The organism is Thermostichus sp. MS-CIW-23, assembly GCF_054059455.1.
Genome location: NZ_JBSSCC010000013.1, coordinates 42330 through 69022, shown reverse-complemented (window position 1 = coordinate 69022; position 26693 = coordinate 42330). Strand labels below are relative to the sequence as shown.

Genomic DNA, 26693 nt, shown 5'->3' with positions numbered 1-26693 from the left:
TGCGGATTTGAATGGTGCGAATGTGATTGCGCTCTTGGGGGCTGTCGTAAACCAGCCTAGAGGTCCGGGCTTGTTTTGTTCTCTGGTAGAGCAGAGCAGGCTCAGGGCTACTGAAAGCCCGCTCCGTACCGCTTAGCGGTCGGAGTCGGGTAGTTTACGTCAAGCTGCCTCTGCCGGCGGCCTCTTAACAAAAAACTCGTTCCGTCCGCAAAGGGTCTAGCTAAGAAGCCACCAGCACATTCAGGATCCCGGTGAGGACGGCGCTGAACAAAGCCAACGTTAGGTAGCGGCCAACAGCCGGGTTGTCACCCAGCAGCCGATCGGAAGCGCTGATGGTGAAAAACAAAGACCAGGCCTGAGTAGCGTTGATGGTCTCAAATTGGTTGAATTCAGCGGTGAAGATCTTAGCCATGACTCAATGCTCCCTACAGCTGTGGGTTCGCACCCCTACCTTAACAAAAGTTAACAGCAGCTGCCACGTTCGCACGGCTACATCAGGACACCGCCGAACAAGGCTGGAATAGGCAGCGTTTTATGGGAGAGCTGGGTACACAACCCTCGGAGGGATCTGCATCTAGCGTGGATCAGTTGTATGCGACTCCGTATATAGTATTGGGTGATGCGGGATCCCCACCCAAAATAGGGGCTTTGCCCCTCGACAGAGGTCGAGCAGATGTTCTAACCTTGGCTTCTAGGGTGGCCCAAGAGCGCTCTTCAAGATAGGTGTGCCGGGGTGTTGTCAGCGATGGCCAACCGGGATCCTAAGGCTAAGAGTGTGCCGCATCGCTAGCCTAAGCCCTGTTGAGCGGATTTAATCTAGGCAGCTTTTGATTTGCCCCAGGCTGTTGGTTAGTACTTAGGAAGCTGACCCCATAGCAACCAGAACGAGGCGCGATGCCGGGAGTTGAGATGAGAATGATGCGCTGTAATGTAGTATCGTCTGCGCGATTCCTCTGCCGCCGTGCAGCTCAGGTGAGCAGCATAGCCGGGATCCTGATCGGGACGGCTTGGGGGGGCTTGGCTGTGACTCCCGTTTGGGCTCAGGAGAGTGCTCTACTGGCTCAGGCTGCGGCAGGCCCCATGAGCCGGCAAGAGGTGGCGGAACGGCTGAATCTGGTGCCTGTTTTTGCCATCGTGTCTCAGAACGGCACCCCTGTTGTCGCCAATGTGGAGCGGGATGGCCGCACCATCCAAGTGGTTTCCTTCTGGCTGGATCAGGCCCAGGCCCAGCAAGTGTTGGAGCAGGTGAAAGCCAGCAACCCCGAGATAGCCAGTCAAGCCCGGGTGGTGCCTCTCTCGCTGGGGTATGCCTACGAAAAATCGGAAGAGGAGCGCGCCAAGAATAGCGATCTGTATTTTGAGGTGGTGCCTCGGGCTTCTGATGTGGAGGCAGCCAAGCAGGTGCTGAAGGAAACCGGTCAAGATGTGCCTGCAGAAGCGATTGGTGTGCCTCTGTTCTATGGCCGCTCCGGAGAGGGGCTGCTGACCATCGAGCAGGATGGCCATGAGGTGGTGCCCTTCTTCTTCGACCGCAACGATTTGCGGAGGGCTTTGGATCGGGCGGCGGCGCAGAACCCGGATGTGGTTGGGAAAACCCAGATTGAAGTGACCTCGCTGGCCATTGTGGTGGAGCGTATGCTGGCCCCCGACGCGCAGGCCGATGTGCAGAAGATCGCTTTTATCCCCTCTCGCTCGGCGCTGGAGTATATCCAATCCCTGGCCCGGCCTGCCAATCCTTCCGCAAGTCCTCAGCCTCAGCGTTAACCTAAGCCCCTGATGGGATCCCCGTCTGCTCTGGTGAAGCGGTTAACAGAGTGGCGTGCCCAAGCCCTGAGGGCGGCAAAAGCGGCTGGGATCCCTGCCGAGGAAGTGGAGATTTTGCTCAGGGAACGGCTGGGGTGGGGGCCATTGGAGCGGTTGATGGGTCGCGCTCCGGCTGGGGAGGGGGATCCCCTGGAGGAGGTGCAGGCCCTTTGGCGGCAAAGGGTGGAAGAGCGCATCCCCCTACAGTACCTGTTGGGCAAAGTTGAGTGGGCGGGCTTGAGCTTACGGGTGACGCCGGCGGTGCTGATCCCACGCCCGGAGACCGAGCTGCTGGTGGAGCAGGCTTCCCTCTGGCTGCAGGCTAACCCTCTGCCGTCCGGCTCCTGCTTTGCCGACCTGGGCACAGGTAGTGGAGCGATTGCCATTGCGTTGGCCCATCACCATCCCCAGTTGCGGCTTCTGGCCGTGGATTCCAGCCCAGAGGCCTTGGCTGTTGCGGCAGACAATGTGGTAGCCCACCATCTGCAGGAGCGGGTGAACTTGCTGCTGGGATCCTGGTTTGTACCTTTGGATCCCTGGCGAGGACGGCTGCGCGGCCTGGTTTCCAACCCTCCCTACATTCCCTCTGCTGAGCTGGCCTCGCTCATGCCAGAGGTGCGACTGCACGAGCCACGACAGGCTCTGGATGGCGGAGAAGATGGCCTAGCCCACTTGCGGCTGTTGATTCAAGCAGCACCGGATTACTTGGCCCCGAACTCCTTTTGGGCGGTGGAAGTGATGCGAGGCCAAGCCCCTTGGGTGGCGGAGCAGTTGCAAGCTAGAGGCTGCTATCGGCAGATCCGAGTTCACCGAGATCTGGCCGGGGTTGAACGGGTGGTCAGCGCCCACTTCGTCGGATAGAAAAGGGTAGGATCCCATAAGACAGGGTATTGCCGCAGCCCGATTGCCTCAGCGGGACGTAGTCCTCGCTGTCCAAAACTCAAAGATCCAAACCCAAGGATCTGAACCTCGACGGGATCCCCCGTCTTTCCTTCGGAGCACCTCTTGAGGAAACCCTTGCCTGCAGCCAAACCCGATCCACTCCCCCAGCAGGCTGCCTCTGCCGACAAGCAAGAGGCTGTGGATTGGCAATTTGCTTTTGAACGCTCTGAGGTGATGCGAGCCTTTCAACAAGAGTTGCTCGTCAGCATCGGCCATGAGCTGCGCAATCCCCTCAGCAGCCAGATGGGATCCCTGCAGTTGGTGCTGTCAGATCTGTGTGATTCCCCCGAAGAGGAGCGGGAATACCTTCAAAGTGCCAAAGAAGCGGTGGAGCGCCTGATCAAGCTGCTTGAGGAATACACCCGCCTGGCTCGCCATGACCTGCCCATCCAACCTCTGCGACCGGAACCGACCCGACTACGCCCCCTCCTGCAGGATGTGTACAGCCTAACTCGCCTACAGGCCCAGGATCAGGGCATTCGCTACGAATGGCCGGCCCTACAACCCACCTCGGCCTTTGAGGTGCCCCTTCTCCCCGACAGCCTCACCGTTTGGGCGGATCCCCACGGCTTGGTGCAGGCGCTGCTGGGAGTGTGTCGCTGGGGCATCCGCACCCTACGCTACGGTTCGATGGCTCTGCACCCCTATCCCACCGCAGAAGAAGAGGGGCGACTGTGCCTGGGGTGGAACCTTGAGGGGCGATGCCATGTGCCCATTCAAACAGAGGGCTGTGCCGTCTGGCGGGTAAGCGAGCGGCTCCTGAGAGAAATGGGAGGCCAGCTGGAACTCTGCGAAAGCGGCCCCTACCGAGTTGGCATCAAGGTGACCCTGCGCCTCGCCCATTGAACCCCAGGCCAGAGGGACTTGGGCCTATCGGCTTCTCAAAGCTGGCCAGTTGGCATCTGCCCTCTTGATCAAGCCGGGGATGTCGCGCTCCCAGTTACGCTGTACCCGCTGGTTGGCGTTCAGGTACAGCTTGTCATCGACGATTTTCCAGGCAAAGGGATCCACCGGGTAAAGGTAGTTGTGGGCCACGGCCCAGGCACAAAACCCGCCGTACTGGGGGGCAAAGCGCTCTGGGTCGTTGCGAAACCGCTCCCGATTCTCGGCGCTGGCAAACCTCCAGGTCACCCCTCCCCACTCCCATTCATACTCTGGGGATCCCTTGACGGGCTTGCCATCGATGAAATAGGCCACCGGGTCATAGCCCCGCAGGGCCAGGCCGTCCGTTGCAAAAAAGGGGCCCGGGGATCCCTCCTCGACAGCCCCAACAACCTGTCCTTGGGCTGGGAGAGACAGGAGCCAAGCCGGATGAGAAGCAACAGCTCCAACCATCAGCAGCAGCGGGATCAAAGCCCAACGATTTTTGACCATCACAACCTCCCCAATCCTCAATCGAGATAAAAATCTCCTCCACTTCCAGAAAAGCACTGCGCCCTTCCTCTCAGATTCAAAAAGAGACCTGAGAGGACCCTGGCTTCTGCGGACTGGGAACAGTCTGGCCGCAGCGGGGAAATTTGCCTGTGATTTGGATCGGGGAGATCCAATCTAAAAAAAGCTCAACCTTCTCGGCGCAGGGCCAATTCGGCCCGATCCAGTTGCATTAGCACCCGCTCCACCTTTTCGGGGTTGAGAGGCCGGTTGGAAGTGCGGTACTGGGAGGCCAGCGTGTTAAACACCGTGCGCAAAGTGGTAAAAGACTGCAGCTTATCGTAGCGATGGCCGTGGTAGCGCCCAGAAAACTCCTGGATGGCCTGCATGGCTTCCGCTCGCGCCTCCTCTGGGTTCATCAGGGGATCCCCTTCGGAAAGGACGGTGCGCAGGGTTTGGATCAAGGTCATGCTGTCTTCGTAATACTTGCCGGTGAGACGGGCAGCCTGAGCAACTGAACTCCCTGATCCCAGCAAAAGGGCTACAGACAGGAGCAGGCTGACAAGACGCCGAAAAAAAGTTTTGAGCATGGGGAACCTAATGTAACTTATTTTTAAGCATAAGCCACAGCAACACCAGAGGAGTCATCCAAAAGATGCTGTTCACCCCCTTCAGCGACTTTCTGCAGAAGCTAGGCCAGTACGGATCCCATTGGACAATGTTAGCCCTGATCTTGGGGTTTGCCTGTGCTCACAGCGGATTAGCCTACTTGCGGCCCTGGGGGGAAAGCTGGCTGGGATCCCGTCTGTACCGCATCTTCTTTGCTCTGGTGAGCCTCAGTTTGGCACCACTGTTGCTGATCTATTTTTTTAACCATCGCTACGACGGGGTGATTCTCTGGGATCTCCAAGCCGTCCCAGGCATTCGCACCACCGTTGCTCTTTTGTCTGCCCTCTCTTTTTTCTTTTTGTATCCGGCCACCTTCAACTTGCTGGAGATCGCCGCCATTCGCAAGCCGGAGATCCACCTGTTTGAAACCGGGATCATCCGCATCACCCGTCATCCCCAAATGGTGGGCCAGGTGATCTGGTGTGTGGCCCATTCCCTGTGGATTGGCTCCAGCTTTATGGCGGTGACCTCGCTTGGGCTCATTGCCTACCACCTGTTTGCGGTTTGGCACGGGGATCACCGCCTGGAGCGGAAATACGGGCAGGCCTTCCGCGATCTCAAGGCGCGCACCTCCGTGATCCCCGGCTTGGCCATTCTGCAGAAGCGACAGCAACTGCGCCCCCAAGAGTTTTTTCGCTGGGCCTATCTGGGGGTATTCAGCTTTGTATTGATTCTTTATGCTTTCCATCCCCAAATGGTTTCTGCAGCCAGCCAAGTTGCCTGGTAGCATGATCCCAAAGAACTTCTTTAGTTTGGGAGTGATGGCCTTGCAAGTTGCTTTAGATGCTTTTAATCAAGAACTTTTGACAAGTGATGGGTTGGTTTTGGTGGATTTCGGCGCCCCTTGGTGTGGCCTGTGTCGCTTCATTCAGCCGATTACCGACCGTCTCGTAGCCGAGTGGGGAGGGGCGGTCAAAGTACTGCGGGTGAATGTAGACGACAATTTTTGGCTGCCGCGCCGCTATCGGGTGCGCTCTTTGCCAACCCTAATTTTGTTTGAGAAAGGTCAAGAAGTGCAAAGGCTGGAGCACTTCGCCAGCCGCGATGAGGTGCTTCGCCGCTGCGAGCAGTTGTTTCTTGACCACCTGCGCTACCTGGGTTCGGGAGCCTGCTCATCCTCGTTTGAGCCCCAAGCCCCGCCGCCCGGCGTGTAGAGGGTGATCACGTCGCCGGCTTTTAGGGAGCGGCTGATTTTGCCAGGCAAGGGATCCCCGTTGAGGAGGTTGATCCCCACTTGGCCTGGCCCGCCTCCCTGTTCTCCTTGGGGGGCATAGTGGCGCCGCTCGGTGAGCAGGGAGAGGGTGCAATCCTGCAAAGTCTGGATGGAGCGGATTAGCCCCCAGCCGCCCCGCTGTTGGCCATGGCCGCCGGAATCCTGGCGTAGCTCGTAGCGCAGTACCCGCAGGGGATACTCCAGCTCCAGAGCCTCGATGGGGGTGTTGAGGGTATTGCTCATGCCCACATGCACTCCATCCAGGCCCGGTCGCTGTCGGCTGGCCCCCTGACCACCCCCCAAGGTTTCGTAGTAGGTGAAGTGGCGGTTGCCCAGCACACAGTTGTTCATGGTGCCCTGCCCCTGAGCGATGCTCCGCAATCCGGCCACGGGAGCCAGAGCTTTGAACACCACATCGGCAATGCGCTGCGAGGTTTCCACATTGCCCGCCACCACTGCTGCCGGAAACTGGGCATTCACCAAGCAGCCGGGCGGCGCCACGATCTCGATGGGATCCTCCAAGCCGACATTGCTGGGGGCCGTGGGATCCAACAGACAGCGCAGGGCAAACAACACCGCCGAGCGGGTGACGGCCAGGGGCGCGTTCAGGTTTCCCGCCATGGCCGGAGCAGTGCCGGTGAAGTCCACCCGCAGCTTCTCGCCCTCTACTTCCACCTGCACCCGAATCTCAAGGGGCGCGGGCGGATCCCCGTAGCCCTCCAACCAATCCTCAGCCGTGTAGATCCCATCGGGCAGAGCCTGAATTTGCGCCCGCATCCGCCGGCGGCTGTACTCGATGACCCCTGCGATCAACTGCCAAGCTTCCTCTTCTCCAAAGCGGGCCAGCAACTCCCGAAACCGGCTCATCCCCACTGCGCTGGCCCCCACCTGGGCCTGCAGATCCCCCCGCCGCTGCTCGGCATTGCGCACATTGGCCAGGATTAGGCGCAGCAGATCCTCCTGCCAGTACAACTCTCCTTCTAGAGAGAGCCCAGCCAGCCGTACCGGCGGGATCACCAGCCCCTCTTGCCAAAGTTCTGTGGAGTCGGCGGGCATGGAGCCAGGGCGCATCCCTCCAATATCAGCGTGATGAGCACGGTTCACAGCATAGGCGCAAATCCGGTCGGGATCCCTCCAGCCGGGAATGGCCGCGACCACCGTAACGTCCGGCAGATGGGATCCCCCCTGGTAGGGATCGTTGAGGAGAAACACATCTCCGGGTCGCGGGTTGGCTGCCACCACCGCTCGCACCGCCTGCGAAAGGGCGCCCAAATGCACTGGGATGTGAGCTGCCTGGGCAATGCAAGCCCCTTGCGAGTCAAACAGAGCTGTGGAGCAATCCCGCCGTTCCTTGATGTTGGCCGAGTATGAACCGCGGATGAGGCGCGCCCCCATCTCTTCGGCAATCCCCGCCAGAGCGTTGGCCATGACCTGCAACCGGATGGGATTGGAGACAGGATAGTTGCTATCCATATCCCTCAAAGCCTACGCCCCAGCCAAACGGCCACCCTGCGGATCCCTTGCCAGAACTGCAAACGACGTTGCCAGCGGTCAAGGGTATGGCGATTCTCGCGCAGACGATCCCGCAGACGCAGCAACTCAGCGGGAGTGGGAGCCAAGGCCTGTTGAGCTGCTTCTCGCCAATCCGCCATGGCCTGCTCTGTGACCCCAAGAGCCGAGCGCAGCTTCAAAATGACAGGAATGAGAGCAACCAGGGCCAAAAACAGCAAGCCGTTGAGGCCGCAAACTGCCCAGACAGCCCATCCCGAACTCCAATTGGCATTCACAGAGAGCTCCGGGTAGGGATCCCGACAAGGCTCACTGCTGCTGCAGCATCAAGGGGCGCAACACCCGGCCATCCCCCACCACAACCACCGTTGACAGCACCTGCTCACCACGGCGGAAGGTAATCGGCACCGATTGGCCTACCGGGGTATTTTGGATGATCTGCTGCACATGTTGCACGGAGGTGACCCGCTGCCCATCCACTCCAATCAAAATATCGCCCTGGGCCAGACCGGCTCGTTGAGCAGGACCATCCTGGAGCAAGCCGACCACCTGCACCCCCTGAACTCGAAGTGCGGGGCCGAACAGACGACGGCTGATGGCGCTCTGGGCTTGCTCGCCGTTCACCGTTTCAATGGCAACTCCAATGAAGCCGTTGCCGACAGCATAGGAGGCAGGCGACCACTGAACCCCGAAGCTGTTGGCGTCGCTGCTGACCTGAACCGTGGAGCCGTGGTGGTTGTAAGCTTCACCCCCAACCGAGTCGCAGGGGTAGGCCACAACTGCATCTGCCAGCAAGAAGGAGATGGGCAGGGCTAGGGCAAGCTTGAACAGATGGGTTGGTTTCTGCATGGTTCGACCCTGGAAACGGTGAAGTAGAAATGAGCTTGAATCCGCGAAGCACTTGGGTGGATGCACCAGCCAGGTGTGGGCAGCTTGCACCGCCCCTCCCTCAGTGATAAACCCAAAATCGCCAACTGTCGATAGGCTTGGCCGTGCTTCTGGGCTGGATCCCAAGGTTTTGCCGGCCTTCCTGTAGCAATTCTTCAAGGTCTTGGGATCCCTGGCAGCACTGGGTTGGCTCGGCGGGGCTCACAAACCGGCAAAGCGATCGGTGGCTTCCAGGAGGGCGGTGCGGATTCCGGGCTCGGTGATGGAATGGCCAGCATCGGGGATCATCCGAAACTCTGCTTCTGGCCAAGCCTGATGCAGCTCCCAAGCAGAGATGGGCGGGCACACCACGTCGTAGCGCCCCTGGACGATCACCGCCGGCAGATGCCGCAGCCGTCCCACCCCCCTGAGGAGCTGATCCTCCGGATCCAAAAAACCGCCGTGGACAAAGTAATGGCACTCAATGCGGGCAAAGGCCTCGGCAAACTCTCCCCGACCAAAGCGCTCGATGAGCTCTGGGCTGGGGATCAACTTGCTGGTGCTGGCCTCCCAGACGGACCAGGCGCGAGCTGCCCTCAGCCGTACCTGGGGATCTGGGTCGTTTAGGCGGCGGTGGTAGGCTGCCAGCAGGTCATCCCGCTCTTCGGGAGGGATCGGCTCCAGGTAATGTTCCCAAGCATCGGGGAAAAAGTAGCTGGCCCCCGACTGGTAAAACCAGCGGAGCTCAAAAGGGCGCAAGAGAAAAATGCCCCGCAAGACAAACCCTAGGCAGGATTGGGGGTGGGTTTGCCCATAGGCCAGGGCAAGGGCACTGCCCCAGCTGCCCCCGAACACAAACCAGCGATCAATGCCCAGATGCTGGCGCAACTTCTCGATATCCGCCACCAGATCCCAGGTGGTGTTCTCCCGCAGCTCGGCATAGGGGCGACTTTTCCCGCAGCCCCGCTGATCGAACAGCACCACCCGCCAGCGGCTGGGATCGAAATACTGCCGGTAGATGGGATCGATCCCGCCTCCAGGCCCCCCGTGCAAAAACACCACCGGCTTGCCTGCCGGGTTGCCGCACTGCTCGTAGTACAGGGTGTGGAGGGAGGAAACCGCCAGAAAGCCTTGATCGTAGGGCTCGATGGGGGGATAGAGATCGCGCGACATAACTTGAAGCTCTGCTGGTCATCACTCTCAGGGTCTGCGCAGGGCAATGGTGGCCTTGGGCGGGATCCCTTCCTGAAAGGTCTCGCCATCGGCAGCCAGGATGACAAATTGCAGCTCCTGACCCGGCTGGGCGCCCAAATTGCTCCAGGGGATGGCCACCTCCAAACAGGCATCCACCACCGCCTTCACTTGATGGCCGATGGCGTGCCAGGTGTGGTACTCCCCTGCTTGCAAGAGCTGAGCTTGCACCTCCGCCGGATGCTGGCCGGTGCCGGGAGGCGGCAGTGACAACCGCAACAGGTGGCGGTAGTGGTAGTTGAGAGGGGCTTCTGCCGGCAATCCCTGCAGGGGAATGGGGCTGTTGACGGTGACGCGGTTGGGATAGAACCACAGCACCAGCAATTGCCTGGGCCGCTGCACCACCGAGTTAAAATCCAGCCGCAGATAGAGGTTGAAGTGATCGAACCCGTACCAGAGGCGACGAACAATGCTGTTGCGGTGCATGGTGCCTCGGGCCGCTCCAATCTCCACCCGCCCGGCTTGGCTCCACTCCCGTTCTGCCGGACGACCGTTGATGGCCGGGTGGATGAACCCCTGCGGCAGGCGATCCCCTAGGCCGTCATGATCCTCCAGGGGAAATTGCAGCACGGTCGGCACCGCCTCTCCCAAAGCAGTGTAGAGCGCCTGCAGGTGCTCCCGAAACAACTGGTCGAAAACGGCATCATGGGCGGAGGAGTGGCCTGCCCCAAACCACCAGAACCAATCGGATCCCTCGGCGGCCCAGAGGGCTTCCCAGGCTTGGGGATTGGCGCGGGGATGATCCTGAATCACCTGGCGGGCCTGAGCCAAGAGCTCCCAAGCGCGGTTTTTGACGGGATCCCCAATCCAGGTGGTGAAGTCCGCCTCGATCCAGGAGCCACTGTGCAGCTGCTCTGCCGGCAAAAACTCGGTGGGAGGAAACTGATCCAGAAACTCGGAGACCGTCACCAAGCGCAGCGCCGGGTGCTGGCTGAGGCGGGTATAGAGGTTTTCCAAGAAGGGCCGGCCATCTTGGGGGTAGTACTCCCAGCAGTTTTCCCCATCCAGAGCGATGGTCACCAGCCAGGGCTGCTCCTGGGGCAGGCGGTTGCGGATGCTCTCCAGATGGCCGATGAGATCTTTGGCGGCAGCATCGGCGGGCATGGCGCTGTAGCTGAAGCCGATCAAATCCGAAAGGCGGTGATCCCGAAAGACGATGGCCAGATCCCCCCGCTCGGTTTCCAGGCGGTAGGGGCGGTAGAGCTTCTCCGGCTCCAGAATGTGGCCCTGCCCATCGCGATGAAAAGGCTGGCCCAGGCTCCACCCCAAAACCCCTTCGTCGGAGATGATCCAATCAAAGCCCTGTTCTTGCACAATCGGCACAATGGCAGGGCTCACCGATTGCTCGGAAGGCCACAGGCCCCGCGGCTCGCGGCCAAAGCGCTCCCGATAGATCTGCTTAGCCCGCTCCAGTTGGCTGTGGACATCCTGCTCCCAGTGAAAGGGGTAGCGAGGCAAAGGCAACCCTGGCCGAGCCACCCGCGCCGAGCGCTCGCTCACCAACAGGGGCAAGATGGGGTGGGTATAGGGGCTGGTGGTCAGTTCCAGTTGGCCGTTGCTCTGCAGTTTGGCGTGTTGGGGCAGGATAGCGCCGAGGATCTGTTGTTGCTTGGCGTAGATCCGCTGCCGATCCGCCAGGGTAAAACCGGATCCCATTTTGATCCAGCCCTCAATCTCAGGATCCTCCTGAAAGAGAGGATCAAACCAAGACAGGTTGTGCCAGGCCAGCAGATCCCCGAAGTCCTGCGGAGTCCAGTACTGCAGACACCAGTTCACCCCCTGAGATTCCCGTTGGTTGTAGAGCTGCCGGTAACGGGGGTAGGGCTCGATCATGGTGGGGTAGTGGCTGTCGAAGAAGCGCTCGACCACAAAGCGCAGTTGATCGGGGCCGAGCTTTTCGACAGGGGATAGGGTCAGTTCCAGGTAAGGATCAAAAGCCGAGCCAGCTACGTACTCTTCGATCTGTAGAATCAGGGAGGGCACCAGGTTAATCGTTTGGTGCAAGCGGGGATAGCGCTCCAGCAGCAAGACCAAGTCCAGGTAATCTTTGATCCCGTGTAGGCGCACCCAAGGCATGCGATATTTACCCGCCACCGGACTTTTGTAGAGGGGTTGGTGTTGGTGCCAAACCAGGGCGACGTGCAGCGGGTAAGTCATGGGCGGTACGGGATCCAACCATCACCCGGATACTAGCCCATCTGTCTGGCTGGCGATCGTAAGAAACTCTTGAATGTCTGAGCTCTGCCGGTGTCGATGGCGGTGGGGAAAAGCTTGCCATTCGGCAGATTCCTCAGGAGAATGGCGGCAAATGGAAGAGCTGAGCCATGACTGCCGCTACCCACCTTCTGGAACAGTCGATCCTTGTCTTTTCCCAAAACTATTTGCCCATCAGCCGGGTCAATATCAAGCGGGCAATCGTGCTGCTGCTAACAGGCAAAGCCGAACCGCTCTCGATGATGAATGTGCCGGTGTGGAAGGTGCGCTCCCCCAGCCAGGTCATTGAAGTGCCCGAACATATTCGCCTGACCATCAAGGGCAAAGAGCGCGCTTGGCGCGTGCCCCCTGTGAATCGGCGGGAGGTTTTGCGGCGGGATCACCACACCTGCCAGTATTGTGGCAGCACCCACAATCTGACCTTGGATCATGTCGTGCCCCTCTCCAAAGGGGGATCCCACAGTTGGGACAATGTGGTGACGGCTTGCGAACGCTGCAATCAACGCAAGGGCAACCGCACCCCTGAAGAGGCCAACATGCCCCTGCGCAGCAAACCCCGTGCCCCTCTCCACCCGACGGTGGCTTTTGCGGAGCAGTTCTGGCGCGAACACCAAAGTCGGCAAGAGTGACATCCTCCCGGCGCTCATCCTATGGACAGAGCGCGGGCCACCCTTCCCGTCAGCAGGACGGAGTCCTTACCTCGCGGTCGGGCATTCCTGCCCCACGCCACTTGTCTGGGTCTACAACCCCCGACAGAACAACTGGACAGGCGGTTCCCCTTCCCCAGCCTCCCCCCTAGGCACTGCCAGCTCGCAAAACAACCTCTAATCCACCCAGCACAGTTCCCAAGGCTGAGGCTGAGTCCCGATGCACCCGGTACCGGCATTCAGGGCACTGAGGCCCCCCGACAGCCCAGCTGTTGCTAACCATCCCCCAGCACTTGCAACCGATTTGGCCGCTTCCTTTGGGGTCAACCTTGGCAAAGTCCACCCCACCCTTCCAGCAAACCCACTCCAGAAGGCAGAGAATCTATCCCCAGGCAGCCTCGACGCAATCCTTGGGCAACATCCCCCTTGCCCAGCCCTTGGCCTTGAGGTCTTCCACAAAGATCTTCCACAAAGAAAAGATAGAGAGGGTCTGCCCTCGGTCTCAACGCCAATAGGCCCTCTGGAAATGAAACTCTTGGCAACCATTGGCAATGCCCTGCTGCATCCTGGCAACCTGCAGTGGTGCTCTCTTCCAGTGGCAAGACCCCTGCTGTTTTCTCGCCCCCCTGGGTTGCAGCCTTCTCAGCTGGCCTTGCAGGGCTTTGAAGCCCTTGGGCCGTTCCCAAAAGCGCCCTCTGAAGTCGTCAGGAATTGCTCCAAAACCAGGTCAATCCCCGTCGTCCGCCCGTGAGCTGGTTTGTTGGGAGGCATCTGGATAAGCCCAGTACTTGTAGGTTACCGCCAGCATAAGTAGGCTTTACTACAGATTTCGCTCAGGGGTATGGCGGGGATCCCTGTATCCCAGTGCTCACCCTGCGGCTAGAGCATGGGACCTATTGCCCCCGCACCCCCGTTAGTTAAAATTGTTGGTACTAGAACTGTAAGGCACAGCTTCTTCTAGCTTTGTCCAGGTTTGCGGCTGAGCTACAGGTGCTCTGTTGTGGGCAAAGGGAACTTGCGCCTCGGCTGCAGCAAGCAAGATGGGGGCTGGCTTCCTGCAAGGACTTCGTCCCGCTGACGCGATCAGCAGGTTTTGGGAAAGGTTGAAGGTTGTAAGTTGGCTCAGAAGAGGACTGGGTGTTTTGGGGCAGATGAAAAGTAGCTTAGTGCAGCTCGATTATCGAGTTTATAAGTTGGCGCGGCTGTTGAGCGAATATTTGGAGTTGGGGAAATGGGTTGCCCTGTCTGCTGGCTCGCTGGGTGAAGAGCCTTCTGGCAACGAACATCAAGCCTGGCTGCACAAATTTTCAGTTTACTTGTCAGAGCAGGCTCCTTGCCCTGGCCTCAAGGATCGGGATCCCGTAGGCTAGGTAGGCCCTCCCCTGCTGCACTCAACATCCTGCTGCACTCAACATGTGGATCCCTTCTTGGTGGCCGAAGCTCAGTTTTCAGGTTTGGCTGATCTTTATCGGTCGGCTGCTTTCCCAAACTGGAACCGGCTTTACCTTGTTTTATGCCAGTCTCTTTTTTGTGAATCAGGTGGGGCTGACCGCCACCCAAGTGGGCCTGGGGCTAGGCATTATGGCTTTTGCCGGGGTGTTTGGCCGCATCCTGGGCGGCTCGATGGCCGATGGAGCTTGGGGGCGCCGTTCCACTTTGATCCTCTCTCTGGCTATTTCCACCTTGGGGTCGTTTGGGTTTGCGCTCTCCTATGACTTCTGGAGTTTTGCCCTGGCCAATATGGCTGCAGGCTTGGGGCAGGGGTTGTACTGGCCGCCTGCGGAAGCGATTGTAGCAGATCTAACCACTCGTGAGCAGCGCAACGAAGCCTACGCTCTCAACCGTCTAGGGGATAACCTGGGCCTCAGCCTTGGGGTGGCTATGGCCAGCACGCTGGTGGCTCTGACGGGGGCCTATCGGCTCTTGTTTGTAATCGACGGTGTCACTTTTCTAATCTTTCTGGCAGTACTTTGGTTTTTTATCCGGGAAACTCGGGCGACTTGTCCGGCAGCAGAGCCTGTGTTGGCAGGTTGGAAAACCGCCCTTAGAGATCGCTCCCTTTTGGTGTTTGGCCTGTCGAATATCCTGTTCACCACCTATGTGGCCCAGCTCAGCAGCAGCATGCCCCTTTACTTCCGCAATGGGGTAGGGATCCCAGAGGTGCAAATCGGCATTTTGTTTGCCTTGCATGGGGCCTTGATCGCTCTGCTGCAGATGCCGGTGGCCCGTTGGTTGAATCGCCGGACGCGCATCCAAGGGTTGCAGGGATCCGCCCTGATGTGGGGGGTGGGATTTCTTTTGGTTTGGCTTAGCGGTCTGGCGGCGGAATTGGGGGCTCCGGCCCCGGCGGTGGCAGTCTTGGCGCTGGCGGTGCTCTCTTTGGCGTTGGTGAGCTACAACCCCTCTGCCTCTGCTTTGGTGGCGGATTTGGCGCCGGATCACTTGCGGGGGGTGTATCTGTCGGTCAACTCCCTCTGCTGGGCGGCGGGGTTTGCTCTTGGCCCAATGATTGGGGGGATGGCCTTGGACTTGCCGCAACCGTGGGCAAGCGGGTTGTGGATCTTTTGGGTGATCACCGTCAGTTGGGTTTGGGGGATCCTCCGCTTTCTGAACCGCATTCTGCCCTGCAAGGTGAATAGGGCCGCAGTGCCTCCGGTGATGGAGCCCGCTCCCCTCGGTGACGCAGAACGCTAGAGCCCAGGAAAGAAGCAGATTTTGGGATCCCAGTCTTGGCCAACAGCTGGTTAGAGTATGGATGTCGAACAGGAAGGCTAGTTCTGCTCTTGTACCCTGCAATTTGGTCTCAACGGTGGAGGATCTGAATCATGAGCTTGATTGGCAACATCATCTGGCTAATCTTCGGGGGTTTGCTGAGCCTTTGCCTGACAATCATCGGCATTCCCTTTGGCTGGCAGAGCATCAAACTGGGGTTTGCAGTGCTTGCCCCCTTCGGAAAGGAAGTGGTGGAGTATCCCGATGCCAACAGCCCGCTGCTGCTGATCTTTAACGTCATCTGGCTATTGCTGTTTGGCTGGCCGTTGGTGCTTAACCATCTCTTCTGGGCTGTGATTCTGGCAATCACCATTGTTGGGATCCCCTTTGCCAAACAACACATGAAGTTAATTATTTTGTCGTTGTTGCCCTTTGGCCGAGATCTGCGCTGAGAAAGTGGGTGAACCTAGATTGTGGGTTTATTGAGGGGTACGGCCAAACTGGTTATTAGGCATTTCTCACTTGGGATGCAGGAGAGTTTTCTGTCGGGTTGTCAGGATTTGGGGTTGCCAATTGCCAAGGCTGCTCTCGGAGTTGCTCTATCAAGGCTGCTCTCGGAGTTGCTCTATTGAACCATCGTCAAACTATTGGTAATGACTTGCCTCGTGTAATTTCCCCAAGTTTGAGCAGCTATGCTGCTGCTTCCTCGTGTTGGGCTAGAGTCATCATTGCCCAGCCAAATGCCGGTCACCAGGGGAGGGTTGGGCGTGTAGCCGATAAAGAGCAGATCCTTGTTGGCGGTGGTGGTGCCGGTTTTACCGGCTTCTCCAATGCCGAGCCGGGCAGTAGTACCGGTGCCGGAGCTGATCACCCCTTGCAGTACGGTTGTCATCTGTTGGGCGACGGTTTCTGGTAAGACAAGTCGCTGAGAACGGGGATCCTCCCGACCAGGGTAAATCTCACGGCAGGTGCGAAAGTCGTTGGGGTTGGCGCAATCGCTGCTATCCAAGATGCGGCGGATGGTGTGGGGCCTTGACCAAAGGCCACGATTGGCAAAAGGAGTGAAGGCTGCTGTCAACTCCAGCAAGTTCACCTCCATGGTGCCGATCACCATAGAAGGATAGGGTTGCAACGGCGATTGGATGCCCATTTGCCGGGCCGTCGCCACCACTTGCTCTAGACCTACTTGTTGGGCCAACCGCAGGGCAATCACGTTTTCGGAGAGGATCAGGCCGCGGGCCAAATCCATAGGGGCCGATCCCGAGCGACAGCCCCGAAAGGTGAGGTTGCCCCAGGTGAGGGGCTCGCAAGACAACACTTGGGAGAGAGGGATCCCCTGGGTGAGGGCAGCCGCATACGTGAACACTTTGAAGGTGGAGCCCGGCTGCCTTTGAGCTTGGGTAGCCCGGTTGAAGGGGCTGGCGTTGTAGTCGATCCCGCCCACCAAAGCCAGCACTTCGCCGTTGCGGCTGTCGAGACTGACCAAAGCGCCTTGGCTGAAGCCCAAGCGGGATCCCGACTCGCGCACTGTTTGGGCCAGGACTTGCTCTGCCAAACGCTGGTAGGGCAGATGCACCGTGGTTTCGATGATGAAGTTGCCCTCTGCCGAGAGGTCTTGGCCCAAAAGCTGCCGCAGCTCCTGGAAGACAGCGCTGTAAAAGTAGGGAGCAACTGTCGAGGTTTGGGAGCGCAAATTGGGGTTGAGGGTGAGGCGACTGCGCCGGGCCCGCCGAATCTCCTCTTCGGGGAAGACTTTCAGCTCGCTCAGGCGATCCAACACCCGATCCCGGCCTCGAACGGCGGCATCATAGTTGGCGACAGGGTTAAAGGCATTGGGCGCGGGCAAAATGGCCGCCAGAGTCGCAGCTTCGGAAAGGCTGAGCTGGCGGCTTGGGATCCCGAAATAGAACTGGGCAGCAGTTTCAAAGCCGTAGATGCCGTTGCCCAGGTAAACATTGTTGAGGTAGAGAGCGAGGATTTCGTCTTTGCTGTAGCGCTGTTCCAGCTTCAGGGCGGCGACGGCCTCCCGCAGCTTGCGCCCGAAGGTGTTGCCGGAGCCGGTGTAGTCCCGCAGCACGGTGCGGGCCAGTTGTTGGCTGATGGAGCTGCCCCCCTGCTGCACTTCCCCCGAGCGCAGGTTCACCCAAAAGGCGCGGGCAATGCCCAGCAGATCCACCCCAAAGTGGGAGTAAAAGCGGTGATCTTCGGCGGCGACCACCACCTTGGGCAGAATTGGGCCAAAAGCTTCTAGGTTGGGCAGCTCCCGGTAGGTGTCCCCCTGATGGCGGCGCAGCTCCGTCTGCTGATCCCCGGCCAGGACGATCAGGGGGTTGCGATCCGCGGAGAGGGGTGGCTCCACTGAGAACTTGCTCCACTCATGGCCGATCCAAATCCTCGCCCCCAGCCCCAAGACCACCATCAGGATTAGGCAGCCGCGCACCCCATACACCTGTGGTGGGGGTGGATCCAGCACTTGAATCCAGACGCTCTCCGGATCCCGAGGCGGGCCAAGGCTCAGTTGCTGGCCATGCCGCAAGATCACCCGGCGCACCCGCTCGACACCACCGAAGGGTTTGAGGCGGAAAACGCCGTTGGTCGAGTCTTGATCTTCTAGCTGGTAGCGACCGGCATTCCACCCCAGCCAGTAGAGAATGGGGGGCAACGGGATCCGCCAACCCAGACCGGGCAGGCGCCAATCCGGGCGGGGACGGATGTGGGCGTGGAGATGGCTCACCGCGGGGGCAGGGATGCGAATGGTGGCCACCGTCTGGCTGCGACCGAGAATGTCGGATCCCTTCAGGGCAACCACCTGGGGGGGCTCTCCTGGGCAGGTAATCCGCAGGCGCACCGGGCGCTTGGGGGGAGGAGGTTCGGGGGGTTTGAGGAGAGCTGTAGGCCCGATAGGGAAGGGCCTGGCCAGGGTTTTGAAGAAGCGAGCGACGGTGCCCAACAGCGGCTTTTTGTCTTCAGAAGCAGACATGGCTCAGTCCCCCCGCAATTCGCGCGCACGGCGCAGCAGCTCCTGCATGGTCTGGCCGGGACGAGGGCCGCCTGCTGCTGAATTGAGGTTACGGGCCTTGGGAGGCCGGGCAACGGGGGCAGCCGGGGGTAGGGTGGGAGAGGAGGGGGAAGGTGGTGGAGCACCGCTGGGCAGCGTGGGATCCCAGAGGGCCATGTAAAGATGGCCTTGGGCGTTGCGTTCGATCCTGCCGGCCCAGGGGCCAACGCGGAATTGCACTCGCCCGGAACGTCCCTCGCGCACAGCCTGCAGTTCTCGCTGCAGTTGAGCAGGCAAGGGGGCTTGCAGCATATCCTCCAAGAGGCCTTCCACTTGCGGGGTGGGTACGCCAGCGGTGACGGTGGCTTCGGTTTGCCGCAGGGCCAGGCTGGATTCGTCGTAGGTGAGGCCCAAGTCCACCCCGCCAAAGCGGTACAGGTCGTACACGGTATTGGGCCAAGCACCATGCCCCTGCTGGTTGGGGGATCCCAGGCTGGCTCGTACCGTCTCGCGGGAAGTCTCCAAGGGAAAGGCGCGAAACACCGGCTCGCTCCGGGTGTAGGGTTCCAGCTCCGGCGCGGGATCCCGCCGTTTGCTCTGCTCTGAAGCCAAAACAAGGGGCTTAGGGACAAGCTCCCCAGGCATAGGATGGACATTCTCTGGGGCAATGGGATCTTCCACTGCCGGACGAGATCCTGACCCGGAAACACGGGGGGCCGAGGGGCGCTGCAGCAACTGTCCCCATTGCCAACTCACCAAAACCCAGCCCAGCAGCCCGCCCATCAGAAAGGGAATCAGGCGCACCCAAAGCAGGGATCCCCCGTTCTCGACCTCCGTGGCCGCCGTCAGGGGCCTGAGCCGCAGAGTACCGGCTGTAACCAAGGACGGCGCAGCGGCAGGGAGACCTCCAGAAAGTGGGCCAGAGGCAACACTTCCAGAGGAGATCAGCGGAGATTGAAGGGCAACGGTCTCTGGAGATCCTTTTTGGGATCCCTGTGCTCTGGCTTGAATGTGCTCCAGCTCCGCCAACACATTGGCCACCGACTGCGGGCGGGCGGCAGGATCTTTGGCCAGGCAACCGAGGATCAAGTCAGACAAACCGGCGGGCAGCGCGAACTTCAATCCCAGGTCTTCCAGAGGAATGGGGCGGCGCTTGTGGTGGGCCTGGTACCAGCCCGGGAAAGATTCGGTGGTGGGCTTGAGGGGCATCTGGCCAGACACCATCTGGTACAGCATGATCCCGAAGCTGTAGATATCGGAACGGGCGTCCAGCGGCAACCCTTCCAGCTGTTCCGGGGAAGAATAGGCCAGCGTTCCCAGGTAGGCATGGGTAAAGCTCAAAGATTCATGGCTGTTGAGCAGCTTGGCAATGCCGAAATCCACCAGCTTCGCCAGTTCCCCAAAACTGCTGTCAGGCACTACAATCACGTTGGCCGGCTTCAAATCGCGGTGGATCACCTGCACCCGTTGCCCTTCCATGAGGATCCCCTCGTGGGCTGCTTTCAACCCCAAGCCAATTTGACGGGCCAGCCGGAAGAAGCGCTCCAAAGGCAAAGCCCCTGCGGCCAGAATATCCTTGAGGGTTTGGCCGTTCAGGTATTCCATCACATAGAAAGGCACCTCATCGGGGGTAAGGCCATAGTCATTGACTTTGACAATGTGCAGGCTTTTTTGGCCCAAAGCCGCGCAGGCTTTCGCTTCCCGTTCAAAGCGCAGGCGGCTGCGCTGATCCATTGCCGGCTGGGAGAGCAGCTTGACGGCCACTTCCACCCCACCAAAGAGCAAATCTTGAGCCAAATAGACTCGCCCCATGCCCCCCTGTCCCAGCAGATGTACGAGTCGATAACGCTGAGCCAAGAGGCGACCCAAAAAGGGATCCGACGCAGTAAACATAGGGAATCGCGGCGGTACAGAGAACAGGTTTGCAAGCCTCGCGAAGGGATCCGGCAGGAGCGGGCTACCTCTACCATAAGCACTGGAGCCGTCATAGGCCATGCTCGCCGCCGTCAATCCAGTTGCCCTTGATGTCTTTGCCAATTGTTTACCACCCCGACTACAGTGCCCCCCTGTCGCCGGACCACCGCTTTCCCATGCCAAAATTTCGCCTCTTGCAAGAGCTGCTGCTGCGGGAAGGGGTGATCCGCCCCCAACAAGTGCACCACCCTGAGCTGCCCCCTCTCGCCTGGATTGAGTCGGTACATACCCCTGAGTACGTCAGGGCCTACTGTGAGGGATCCCTGGAAGCCAAATTGCAGCGGCGTATCGGCCTGCCCTGGAGCCCAGAGCTGGTACAGCGCACCTGTCGAGCGGTGGGCGGCACCATCCTGACTGCCCAATTGGCCCTGCGCCATGGCTTGGCCTGCAACACCGCCGGCGGCACCCACCATGCCTTCCCCGCCTACGGCTCCGGCTTTTGTATCTTCAACGACCTGGCCATTGCCGCCCAAGTCCTGCTGCAGCAAGGGCTGGTGCAAAGGCTCTTGATCGTGGATCTGGATGTCCATCAAGGAGATGGCACTGCTTGGATCTTTCGCTCCGAGCCGCGGGTGTTCACCTTTTCCATGCACTGCGAGGCCAACTTCCCCGCCACCAAACAACAGAGCGACCTGGACGTGCCCCTGCCGGTAGGCATGGAAGATGAAGCCTATCTCCAGACTTTGGCCGACCACTTGCCCGATCTGTTGGCTCAGGTGCGCCCTGACCTGGTGCTCTACGATGCCGGTGTGGATCCCCACGAAGAAGACCTCCTGGGCAAGCTGGCCCTTAGCGACCAGGGCCTGTTTCGGCGGGACATGCAAGTGCTGAACACTTGTCTAAAGCAGGGCTATCCTGTCGCCTGCGTCATCGGCGGCGGCTACGGCAAAGACCTCAACCGCCTCGTGTATCGCCACTCCCTGCTGCACCGGGCTGCCAGCGAAGTGTACCGCCAATACCGTCTTTAGCCGGGCGCAAACTAGGCGTATTCGGCAATCACTACTGTGATGTTGTCTCGCCCGCCCCGCTCTTTGGCCGCCTCGATGAGCTTTAGGGGAAGTTGCTCCAAATCTTCCACCTGCAGGCAATACTCGATGATCACTTCGTCGTCCAGCTCCTCAGTTAGGCCGTCGCTACACAACAACAGGCGATCCCCTGGGTAAACTGTAATCGGCTGCACAGAAGGTGGACCCGCATCGGGTCGGCCCAGGCAGCGCTCGAGAATATGTCGCCAAGGGTGAATCCGGGCCTGCTCATAGGTCAGCTCCCCCAGTCGAATGGAGCGAGCCACTAAGGTGTGATCTTCGGTCATTTGCTGCATTTCGGATCCCCGTAGGCGATAGAGGCGAGAATCACCGATGTGAGCGCTCCAGCAGTTGCCCTTGGGATCCACCATGGCCACCACCACCGTAGTGCCCATGTCTGCCCGCTCTGGATTTTCCCGCTGATCCTTGAGGATGGCACTGTTGGCTGCTTCTACGGCTTCGCTGAGCAACCGGGGTGCCGGCACGTTTTTCCAGCCTCGATCCAGATATTCTCGGATGGTCTCGACAGCCAACAGGCTGGCTGTAGCCCCGGCAGCATGTCCTCCCATACCATCGGCAACAATAAAATAGCGCCCCTCTGGATCGCAGTAGTAGGCATCCTGATTGCTGCTGCGGATCTTGCCGGGATCCGTAGCGCAGGCATATCGTCGCATCACATCAATCGCTCTGACCGATTCAACCTTAAGAGTACTCTGATTAAAGCAAGAGCAGCGAGGGCAGCCAAAACCAAAGTGATAACCGTTAAGGTAGCATGTCCGGCCAAAAAGAGCTGAGTTGCGCTCAAAAAAAAGGCCGCAAACAACACTGCATAACTAACTCCCAGCCCGGTGTTGTTCAGCTTGCGCAGCAAGCGCTCCGTCTCGCTGGATCGCACCCGCAGGCGTAGCTCCCCTTGTTCTATCTTGCTCAAGGTCGACTCGATCCGGCGCGGCAAGCTGAGGCTGCTGCTGGTGAACTCAGCCGCTTGACGGCCAACCTGGGCCAAGAGGGTCTCAGTCTTGCTTCCGTTTAAACTCATCAGCTCTTCCGCAAAGGGTTTGGCCACCTCCATAAAGTCGAACTCCGGATCCAGCCCCTTCCCCAGCCCCTCCAGCGTGGTCAGGGCCCGCATCACAAAAGTAAAGGTAGCCGGAAAACGAAACGGCTGATCGTAGGCCAGCTCGTAAAGGTCTTCGCTAATGGCCGCCACCGAGATTTCTCCCGAGTTGCTGGAAAAGGGTTTGTCCATAAAGTGATCCAGCATGTACTGCACCGAGCGGCGCACCGGAGCCAGATCGGCGGTGGGCACCAGCACCCCCAGTTCCACCAGCGAGGCCACCACCTGATCGGCATTTTTGGAGACCACACCTGCCAGCGTGCCCATCAGCTTTTCTTTCACATCGGAGCGCAGGCGGCCCATCATGCCGAAGTCGTAGAAGATCAACGTGCCATCGGGCTTCACGGCAATGTTGCCGGGGTGGGGATCGGCGTGAAAAAAACCATCCTTGAGCAGTTGCCGCAGATAAGCCTCTGCCCCCAGACGAGCCAAAACCTTGCGATCCAACCCTGCCGCACTCAAGGCTTCGTAATCGCTGATTTTGATCCCCGGCAGGTATTCCAATGTCAACAGGCGAGGAGAGGTGTAACGCCAATACACTTTGGGAACAGCAATTTGCGGCATATCCCGAAAGTTGCGACGGAAGGTATCGGCATTGCGGCCCTCATTGAGGTAATCCACCTCTTCCCAGAGGGTGCGCCGACACTCTTCGTAGATGCCGATCCAGTCGCGGCCCGGCCCGCCCCAAGAGGTGCGATACTGAAAGAACTCGGCAATCCCACGGCAGATCTCCAAATCGATGGTGAACAGCCGGGTCAGCCCCGGACGCTGCACCTTCACCACCACCTCTTCCCCGGTTTTCAGCTTGGCGCGATGCACCTGCCCTAAGCTGGCAGCGGCCAAAGGGGTGGGATCAAAATAGCTGTAGATTTGGGTTATCGGCCTGCCCAGCTCCTGCTGCACAATTGCCGCCACCTGTTCGTAGCTGAAAGCAGGCACCCGATCCTGCAGCTTGGAGAGCTCCTCGACATATTCCGAGGGGAAGAGATCGGCGCGGGTGGAGAAAAACTGCCCCACTTTAATAAAAGTAGGGCCTAAGTTAAGCAGCGTTTCGCGGATCCAAATGGCTCTGGCCCGGCGGCGCTGGGCCTTTCGCTCGGGCGTGGGTTGTCCCCCATAGCTCCAAGCCTGCTGATCCAGCCAAAGGTAAAACAGCCAGGTGAGCACAAATCGCCAAATGTCCAGCATGCGGCCCTGGCGAGTATAGTTCTCCCGGGCCCAGCGGTAGGCGGTATAGGGCTTGACGGGTTGTGATCCCAAAGAAGTCCGGGATCCCAAAAGGCTCGCGTTCAAGCGTTTCGACTCCGGTACTTCTGCAACTCGGAGCGCAGCTGCGCCACTTCCGCCCGCAAGTCGTCCAGAGTTGCCTGCAAATCTTCTGTCTGGAAAGGCAGCGGCACCCTTTCCTGGGCGGCCATGGATGCTTCTGCCTCAGCCCGGGTCATGACATCCTGGGCAAAGGTTTGCCAGCCCTCCTGCAGCTCAGCCCACACCTTGCCCACTTCCCCGGCAATATCGGTGAGGGCGCTTTCCAAACGCTCGCGCAGAACGTCTGCCACAGCCTTGCCGACAAAAAAAGCCTGCACAACCGGATTCTTCATGCGACCCAAGTGTTAAGAAGCATCACCCAGATTATAACGAATCCTGCTCAAACACAGCGGCGAGCCGACCCACCCGAACAGCAGCGGATCGATCGGCCCGGCGGATTGGGGAGTTCGTCCAGTCCTAGCGGCGGCTGGTGGTCATGTCAGGGATCTTCAGATCGAAGACGCTGATGTTTTGCCGTGCAGCCGGCTTGGGATTGAGCATGCGGGCCATGTTGAGGAAGTTTTCTGGATCCCCGGGTTTGGGAGGACGGGTGAGACGATAGGTGCGCACCACTTCCCGCGTCGAGCGCTTCACGCCGGAGACATCGCGCCAACGAGCTCCATAGCGGGGGGTTACCAGGTTGGCGGGCTTTTCCGACAGGCGACGGCGTTGGTAAGGCACCACATCGTCTCCAAAGGCGGCATTGTACTCTTCGCTATCCACCACAGCGTCGATGAAGCCATCTAGCCCCTTGGTGGCAACGATGATGGAGTACTTGATGCGCTCCTGTTGGCTGTAGGTGGGCCGACCCAAGAAGCGCTGGAAGGTGACTTCAATAAAGCGGTAGTTGTCGTTGGGAACCATGACCAGATCCCGGTACACCTCCGACTTGCCCAGGCCGCGCACAAACTCTTTGACCGAGATCGCCCCGTTGCGCAATTGGGACTCCAGAGCTTTTTGCCGATAGCTCTCCAGCATCAGATGCTCGCTGAAGATCTGGCGATAGGCGGCGCGAATGATGTTGTCAATTCCTGTCGGGTCGTCAGGACGGTAGACCGGCGGGGTTTCGTCGCTGGCTACAAAGTAGCGAGGCACCCGTTCATTTTGGGTGGTGGGGCGATCGGCAAGCAACGGAAGGGACATAGATGGTGCTCCTAAAAAAACGAGAAAAACTTAAGAAAAACACAGTGGGGCAGGGAAGCTAAGGCTCAGCAGCCAATTCCTGCCAGCTCATCTGGGCGCGGAGAGGGATCAGAGGATCGGCATCTTCCAGGGCCATCTGGAGCGCAGCCTCGGCTGAGGGGCGCAGAGATTGTTCACCCTGGAGAGCCAAGTCCGTCAGGGATCCGACGGCGGCATAGCGGACTCCCCAATCGGCATCGGCAAGGCATTGCCGCAATAGGTGCAAGGCTCGCTCTTGATCGAGCAAGGGCCGCTTGGCCGCCACTCGTCCTAGCCCACGGGTCGCCGCCCGTCGCACACTGGGGGCAAAGTCCGCTACAATGGCTTCCGCCAAAAAGGGGTAGGCATCCCCATGGCCAATACGGGCCAGAGCCCGCACCGAATAGGCCCGCGCCCCATAGTCAAAACCGTCAATATGGCTCAGCAAGGGCTGCACCGCGGCTTCCCCAAAGCGCAGCACCTCCTCCAGAGCAGCCTCCCCAACTGCAGGGCGATTAAACCCAAAGGCGCGAATTAAGATGGGGATCCCTTCCACTTGGCCCAGAGCCCCCAGCGCCCTCACCACCCGCAGCAAGTCCTCAGGCGACGTGGCCTGCTCCAACTCTGCCGCCAGTTGAGCCACAGCAGTGGGAAGCGCTTGAGCAGCCGAGGCGGAGGACATAGGCAACGAGTAGTCAAAGGTACACTTGAAACCGCTGATCAAAGGCACTGAGCGCCCCAGGATCCTAGAAGAGCTTCTCCAGTTGCGGCAGGATCACCGCCGTCACCTGAGCCAGCGGCACCCACCCCAACTGAAGCGCCACATCGAACAGCCGCTTCAGAGCATTGATGCGCAGGTTGAGAGCCACGTCGGCTGTGGCCAGCAGCGGCGCCCCCGCCACCCATCCCGATTCGGCCAGGTCGAACAAAGCGGCCTGTCGTAGGCTGGAGTTGGAGTGGGCCAGTAGCGCCACCAGGATTTGGGTCAGCTCCTCGGCTTGCGTAAAGCGATAGAGCACCCAAGCCGCTGCCGAACGCACCCGCTCAGAGGGATGGCTCAAAAAGGGCCGGATCGCTGCCTCAGCCTCAGTGGCCTGAAGCTGACCCAAGGCCTCGATAAGGGCTTCCCAGGGCTGCTCCTGCTCGCGGGACTGCAACAGTGCCAGCAAGGGATCCACTGCTCGCTTGTCCCCCAATTGAGCCAAGGCATAGGCAGCCTCTTCCCGCACGTGGAAGTCAGTACAGGTGAGGGCCTCGATCAAACCGGGCACGGCCCGCGCATCCCCGATTTGCCCCAGGGCCTTGGCAGCATTGCGGCGCAGAGGATAGCCCCCCAAGGCGGTGCGATCCCGTTCATCCTGCAACGCCAAAAGCAGCGGCTCTACCCCCCTTGGATCCCGAACTGTGCCCAAGTACCAGGCGGCATAGTAGCGATCTTGCAAGTCATCCCCCTGCAGCCGGGCTATCGCCTGCTCCCAAGTGAGCTGCTGCGGCAGCACCGCCGTGTTGGATGCCATACGAACCGTTGCAGAGCTGTTCATGACACCTGGGCAACCTTGCCGGTAACTTCAGTCGGCCGTCGGGCCTCCCTCACTCAGCAGCGCCGTTGCCCTGAGCGGGAGAGGCATTGGCTCCCGACAAGGCAGTGACCTGCACGATTTTGCCACCCATCCGCAGAATGCGCTGCATCTCGGCAGACAACCGACTGTAGGGAACGGTGGTGCTCAGGGTGCTGCGGCGAACTTTGGCAGAGGTGGCCAGAGCATCGGGCGGGTTGAGCAGACCGGTGTACTCAACTCGGTAAACCCGGCTGCCGGCTTCTGTCAGGGCTTCAGGGCTGGTGGTGCTTTGACCAAACATCGCTTTCCCCAGGTATCTATGAGACTTCGTTTGGAAGACAGGCAAACTGACC

Annotated in this window: 28 protein-coding genes and 1 pseudogene; 11 read left to right on the top strand and 18 right to left on the bottom strand. The window is 59.7% G+C overall.

All coding sequences use genetic code 11. The annotated features are described in order from the left end of the window. Window positions 1-136, top strand: a pseudogene (locus ACVW0B_RS06670) (RNA-guided endonuclease TnpB family protein); the annotation flags it as partial. A gap of 84 nt (window positions 137-220) precedes the next feature. Here the strand turns inward: ACVW0B_RS06670 and ACVW0B_RS06665 are convergent. Beyond that, window positions 221-412 (bottom strand): hypothetical protein, encoded by a 192-nt coding sequence (locus ACVW0B_RS06665; RefSeq protein ID WP_011432601.1) that lies wholly within the window; start codon window positions 410-412, stop codon window positions 221-223. Between the two features lie 560 nt (window positions 413-972). Here ACVW0B_RS06665 and ACVW0B_RS06660 point away from each other — a divergent pair. The 3 genes from ACVW0B_RS06660 to ACVW0B_RS06650 all read left to right on the top strand — a co-directional run bounded on the left by ACVW0B_RS06660 (window position 973) and on the right by ACVW0B_RS06650 (window position 3591). Beyond that, entirely contained in the window at window positions 973-1764 is a 792-nt protein-coding gene (locus ACVW0B_RS06660; RefSeq protein WP_414373397.1) for a Tic22 family protein, read from the top strand. A 12-nt stretch (window positions 1765-1776) separates the two neighbouring features. Continuing rightward, window positions 1777-2664 carry a peptide chain release factor N(5)-glutamine methyltransferase gene (gene prmC, locus ACVW0B_RS06655; protein ID WP_457491269.1) on the top strand — a complete coding sequence of 296 codons (888 nt, stop codon included), beginning with the start codon at window positions 1777-1779 and terminating at the stop codon, window positions 2662-2664. A 156-nt stretch (window positions 2665-2820) separates the two neighbouring features. Next, on the top strand, window positions 2821-3591 hold the full coding sequence (locus tag ACVW0B_RS06650; RefSeq protein ID WP_414419073.1) for a sensor histidine kinase: 771 nt from the start codon (window positions 2821-2823) through the stop codon (window positions 3589-3591). 24 nt (window positions 3592-3615) lie between these two features. Here the strand turns inward: ACVW0B_RS06650 and ACVW0B_RS06645 are convergent, their stop codons facing one another. Together ACVW0B_RS06645 and psb27 are read right to left on the bottom strand one after the other, a co-directional pair. Beyond that, window positions 3616-4119 (bottom strand): YHS domain-containing (seleno)protein, encoded by a 504-nt coding sequence (locus ACVW0B_RS06645; protein WP_457443243.1) that lies wholly within the window; start codon window positions 4117-4119, stop codon window positions 3616-3618. A gap of 185 nt (window positions 4120-4304) precedes the next feature. Further along, entirely contained in the window at window positions 4305-4706 is a 402-nt protein-coding gene (gene psb27 / locus ACVW0B_RS06640; protein ID WP_414329352.1) for a photosystem II protein Psb27, read from the bottom strand. A gap of 65 nt (window positions 4707-4771) precedes the next feature. Here psb27 and ACVW0B_RS06635 point away from each other — a divergent pair, with 65 nt between their 5' ends. Both ACVW0B_RS06635 and ACVW0B_RS06630 read left to right on the top strand, forming a co-directional pair. Next, window positions 4772-5512, top strand: coding sequence for an NnrU family protein (locus ACVW0B_RS06635; RefSeq protein WP_457491268.1), 741 nt, complete (start codon window positions 4772-4774; stop codon window positions 5510-5512). 34 nt (window positions 5513-5546) lie between these two features. Beyond that, window positions 5547-5939 (top strand): thioredoxin family protein, encoded by a 393-nt coding sequence (locus ACVW0B_RS06630; protein ID WP_041437173.1) that lies wholly within the window; start codon window positions 5547-5549, stop codon window positions 5937-5939. Here the strand turns inward: ACVW0B_RS06630 and ACVW0B_RS06625 are convergent. From ACVW0B_RS06625 to ACVW0B_RS06605, 5 genes are all read right to left on the bottom strand, one after another. Further along, window positions 5876-7471 carry a hydantoinase B/oxoprolinase family protein gene (locus tag ACVW0B_RS06625; RefSeq protein WP_457439231.1) on the bottom strand — a complete coding sequence of 532 codons (1596 nt, stop codon included), beginning with the start codon at window positions 7469-7471 and terminating at the stop codon, window positions 5876-5878. The two genes, ACVW0B_RS06630 and ACVW0B_RS06625, sit on opposite strands and share 64 nt — an antisense overlap. A 5-nt stretch (window positions 7472-7476) precedes the next feature. Beyond that, entirely contained in the window at window positions 7477-7785 is a 309-nt protein-coding gene (locus ACVW0B_RS06620; protein ID WP_457439233.1) for a hypothetical protein, read from the bottom strand. Window positions 7786-7816: 31 nt separating this feature from the next. After that, complete coding sequence (locus ACVW0B_RS06615) at window positions 7817-8356, bottom strand: PDZ domain-containing protein (RefSeq protein WP_238376905.1); 540 nt, start codon at window positions 8354-8356, stop codon at window positions 7817-7819. A 240-nt stretch (window positions 8357-8596) separates the two neighbouring features. Beyond that, window positions 8597-9547, bottom strand: a complete 951-nt coding sequence (gene pip, locus ACVW0B_RS06610) for a prolyl aminopeptidase (RefSeq protein WP_011432589.1) — start codon at window positions 9545-9547, stop codon at window positions 8597-8599. A 27-nt stretch (window positions 9548-9574) separates the two neighbouring features. Continuing rightward, window positions 9575-11782, bottom strand: coding sequence for a glycoside hydrolase (locus tag ACVW0B_RS06605; RefSeq protein ID WP_457491267.1), 2208 nt, complete (start codon window positions 11780-11782; stop codon window positions 9575-9577). 167 nt (window positions 11783-11949) lie between these two features. On the opposite strand from ACVW0B_RS06605, the gene ACVW0B_RS06600 reads away from it, so the two are divergent. After that, entirely contained in the window at window positions 11950-12468 is a 519-nt protein-coding gene (locus ACVW0B_RS06600) for an HNH endonuclease (protein ID WP_457491266.1), read from the top strand. Between the two features lie 166 nt (window positions 12469-12634). On the opposite strand, the gene ACVW0B_RS06595 is transcribed toward ACVW0B_RS06600, so the two are convergent. Beyond that, window positions 12635-12856, bottom strand: coding sequence for a hypothetical protein (locus ACVW0B_RS06595; protein WP_457402261.1), 222 nt, complete (start codon window positions 12854-12856; stop codon window positions 12635-12637). A gap of 781 nt (window positions 12857-13637) precedes the next feature. On the opposite strand from ACVW0B_RS06595, the gene ACVW0B_RS06590 reads away from it, so the two are divergent. The 3 genes from ACVW0B_RS06590 to ACVW0B_RS06580 all read left to right on the top strand — a co-directional run bounded on the left by ACVW0B_RS06590 (window position 13638) and on the right by ACVW0B_RS06580 (window position 15650). Further along, window positions 13638-13856, top strand: coding sequence for a hypothetical protein (locus tag ACVW0B_RS06590; RefSeq protein ID WP_414331694.1), 219 nt, complete (start codon window positions 13638-13640; stop codon window positions 13854-13856). A gap of 43 nt (window positions 13857-13899) precedes the next feature. Then, window positions 13900-15180 carry an MDR family MFS transporter gene (locus ACVW0B_RS06585; protein WP_011432585.1) on the top strand — a complete coding sequence of 427 codons (1281 nt, stop codon included), beginning with the start codon at window positions 13900-13902 and terminating at the stop codon, window positions 15178-15180. Between the two features lie 131 nt (window positions 15181-15311). Further along, a complete protein-coding gene (locus ACVW0B_RS06580; protein ID WP_457491265.1) occupies window positions 15312-15650 on the top strand; it encodes a YccF domain-containing protein in 339 nt (112 codons plus the stop codon). 173 nt (window positions 15651-15823) lie between these two features. On the opposite strand, the gene ACVW0B_RS06575 is transcribed toward ACVW0B_RS06580, so the two are convergent. Together ACVW0B_RS06575 and ACVW0B_RS06570 are read right to left on the bottom strand one after the other, a co-directional pair. After that, window positions 15824-18178, bottom strand: a complete 2355-nt coding sequence (locus ACVW0B_RS06575; protein WP_457491264.1) for a transglycosylase domain-containing protein — start codon at window positions 18176-18178, stop codon at window positions 15824-15826. Between the two features lie 3 nt (window positions 18179-18181). Further along, window positions 18182-20089, bottom strand: coding sequence for a serine/threonine-protein kinase (locus ACVW0B_RS06570; protein WP_457491263.1), 1908 nt, complete (start codon window positions 20087-20089; stop codon window positions 18182-18184). 131 nt (window positions 20090-20220) lie between these two features. On the opposite strand from ACVW0B_RS06570, the gene ACVW0B_RS06565 reads away from it, so the two are divergent. After that, on the top strand, window positions 20221-21138 hold the full coding sequence (locus tag ACVW0B_RS06565; protein WP_457491262.1) for a histone deacetylase family protein: 918 nt from the start codon (window positions 20221-20223) through the stop codon (window positions 21136-21138). An 11-nt stretch (window positions 21139-21149) separates the two neighbouring features. On the opposite strand, the gene ACVW0B_RS06560 is transcribed toward ACVW0B_RS06565, so the two are convergent. The 7 genes from ACVW0B_RS06560 to ACVW0B_RS06530 form a co-directional block, all read right to left on the bottom strand. Continuing rightward, a complete protein-coding gene (locus ACVW0B_RS06560; RefSeq protein WP_011432581.1) occupies window positions 21150-21869 on the bottom strand; it encodes a PP2C family protein-serine/threonine phosphatase in 720 nt (239 codons plus the stop codon). Further along, the gene (locus tag ACVW0B_RS06555; protein WP_049749563.1) at window positions 21869-23605 is read right to left on the bottom strand and encodes an ABC1 kinase family protein; all 1737 of its coding nucleotides are present in this window, start codon (window positions 23603-23605) and stop codon (window positions 21869-21871) included. The genes ACVW0B_RS06560 and ACVW0B_RS06555 overlap by 1 nt, the downstream gene beginning before the upstream one ends. Then, window positions 23602-23913: a DUF6825 family protein gene (locus ACVW0B_RS06550; RefSeq protein ID WP_414343148.1), complete on the bottom strand. Its 312-nt coding sequence runs from the start codon at window positions 23911-23913 to the stop codon at window positions 23602-23604. The genes ACVW0B_RS06555 and ACVW0B_RS06550 overlap by 4 nt, the downstream gene beginning before the upstream one ends. A 124-nt stretch (window positions 23914-24037) precedes the next feature. Then, window positions 24038-24763, bottom strand: coding sequence for a phycobilisome rod-core linker polypeptide (locus ACVW0B_RS06545; protein ID WP_414349917.1), 726 nt, complete (start codon window positions 24761-24763; stop codon window positions 24038-24040). Between the two features lie 58 nt (window positions 24764-24821). Further along, window positions 24822-25463 (bottom strand): HEAT repeat domain-containing protein, encoded by a 642-nt coding sequence (locus ACVW0B_RS06540; protein WP_457491261.1) that lies wholly within the window; start codon window positions 25461-25463, stop codon window positions 24822-24824. A 64-nt stretch (window positions 25464-25527) separates the two neighbouring features. Then, on the bottom strand, window positions 25528-26298 hold the full coding sequence (locus tag ACVW0B_RS06535; RefSeq protein WP_457491260.1) for a HEAT repeat domain-containing protein: 771 nt from the start codon (window positions 26296-26298) through the stop codon (window positions 25528-25530). 73 nt (window positions 26299-26371) lie between these two features. Then, the gene (locus ACVW0B_RS06530; RefSeq protein ID WP_011432575.1) at window positions 26372-26641 is read right to left on the bottom strand and encodes a phycobilisome linker polypeptide; all 270 of its coding nucleotides are present in this window, start codon (window positions 26639-26641) and stop codon (window positions 26372-26374) included. Between the last annotated feature and the right edge of the window lie 52 nt (window positions 26642-26693).

Bases quoted from the DNA above. Each gene is read 5' to 3' on its own strand.
- psb27 (WP_414329352.1), bottom strand. From the start codon at position 4,706: ATGCTCAAAACTTTTTTTCGGCGTCTTGTCAGCCTGCTCCTGTCTGTA.
- ACVW0B_RS06545 (WP_414349917.1), bottom strand. From the start codon at position 24,763: ATGTCCCTTCCGTTGCTTGCCGATCGCCCCACCACCCAAAATGAACGG.
- ACVW0B_RS06590 (WP_414331694.1), top strand. From the start codon at position 13,638: ATGAAAAGTAGCTTAGTGCAGCTCGATTATCGAGTTTATAAGTTGGCG.
- ACVW0B_RS06565 (WP_457491262.1), top strand. From the start codon at position 20,221: ATGTCTTTGCCAATTGTTTACCACCCCGACTACAGTGCCCCCCTGTCG.
- ACVW0B_RS06665 (WP_011432601.1), bottom strand. From the start codon at position 412: ATGGCTAAGATCTTCACCGCTGAATTCAACCAATTTGAGACCATCAAC.
- ACVW0B_RS06630 (WP_041437173.1), top strand. From the start codon at position 5,547: ATGGCCTTGCAAGTTGCTTTAGATGCTTTTAATCAAGAACTTTTGACA.
- ACVW0B_RS06535 (WP_457491260.1), bottom strand. From the start codon at position 26,298: ATGGCATCCAACACGGCGGTGCTGCCGCAGCAGCTCACTTGGGAGCAG.
- ACVW0B_RS06645 (WP_457443243.1), bottom strand. From the start codon at position 4,119: ATGGTCAAAAATCGTTGGGCTTTGATCCCGCTGCTGCTGATGGTTGGA.
- ACVW0B_RS06605 (WP_457491267.1), bottom strand. From the start codon at position 11,782: ATGACTTACCCGCTGCACGTCGCCCTGGTTTGGCACCAACACCAACCC.
- ACVW0B_RS06600 (WP_457491266.1), top strand. From the start codon at position 11,950: ATGACTGCCGCTACCCACCTTCTGGAACAGTCGATCCTTGTCTTTTCC.
- ACVW0B_RS06615 (WP_238376905.1), bottom strand. From the start codon at position 8,356: ATGCAGAAACCAACCCATCTGTTCAAGCTTGCCCTAGCCCTGCCCATC.
- ACVW0B_RS06580 (WP_457491265.1), top strand. From the start codon at position 15,312: ATGAGCTTGATTGGCAACATCATCTGGCTAATCTTCGGGGGTTTGCTG.
- prmC (WP_457491269.1), top strand. From the start codon at position 1,777: ATGGGATCCCCGTCTGCTCTGGTGAAGCGGTTAACAGAGTGGCGTGCC.
- ACVW0B_RS06530 (WP_011432575.1), bottom strand. From the start codon at position 26,641: ATGTTTGGTCAAAGCACCACCAGCCCTGAAGCCCTGACAGAAGCCGGC.
- ACVW0B_RS06635 (WP_457491268.1), top strand. From the start codon at position 4,772: ATGCTGTTCACCCCCTTCAGCGACTTTCTGCAGAAGCTAGGCCAGTAC.
- ACVW0B_RS06550 (WP_414343148.1), bottom strand. From the start codon at position 23,913: ATGAAGAATCCGGTTGTGCAGGCTTTTTTTGTCGGCAAGGCTGTGGCA.
- ACVW0B_RS06575 (WP_457491264.1), bottom strand. From the start codon at position 18,178: ATGTCTGCTTCTGAAGACAAAAAGCCGCTGTTGGGCACCGTCGCTCGC.
- ACVW0B_RS06560 (WP_011432581.1), bottom strand. From the start codon at position 21,869: ATGCGACGATATGCCTGCGCTACGGATCCCGGCAAGATCCGCAGCAGC.
- ACVW0B_RS06570 (WP_457491263.1), bottom strand. From the start codon at position 20,089: ATGTTTACTGCGTCGGATCCCTTTTTGGGTCGCCTCTTGGCTCAGCGT.
- ACVW0B_RS06585 (WP_011432585.1), top strand. From the start codon at position 13,900: ATGTGGATCCCTTCTTGGTGGCCGAAGCTCAGTTTTCAGGTTTGGCTG.
- ACVW0B_RS06540 (WP_457491261.1), bottom strand. From the start codon at position 25,463: ATGTCCTCCGCCTCGGCTGCTCAAGCGCTTCCCACTGCTGTGGCTCAA.
- pip (WP_011432589.1), bottom strand. From the start codon at position 9,547: ATGTCGCGCGATCTCTATCCCCCCATCGAGCCCTACGATCAAGGCTTT.
- ACVW0B_RS06625 (WP_457439231.1), bottom strand. From the start codon at position 7,471: ATGGATAGCAACTATCCTGTCTCCAATCCCATCCGGTTGCAGGTCATG.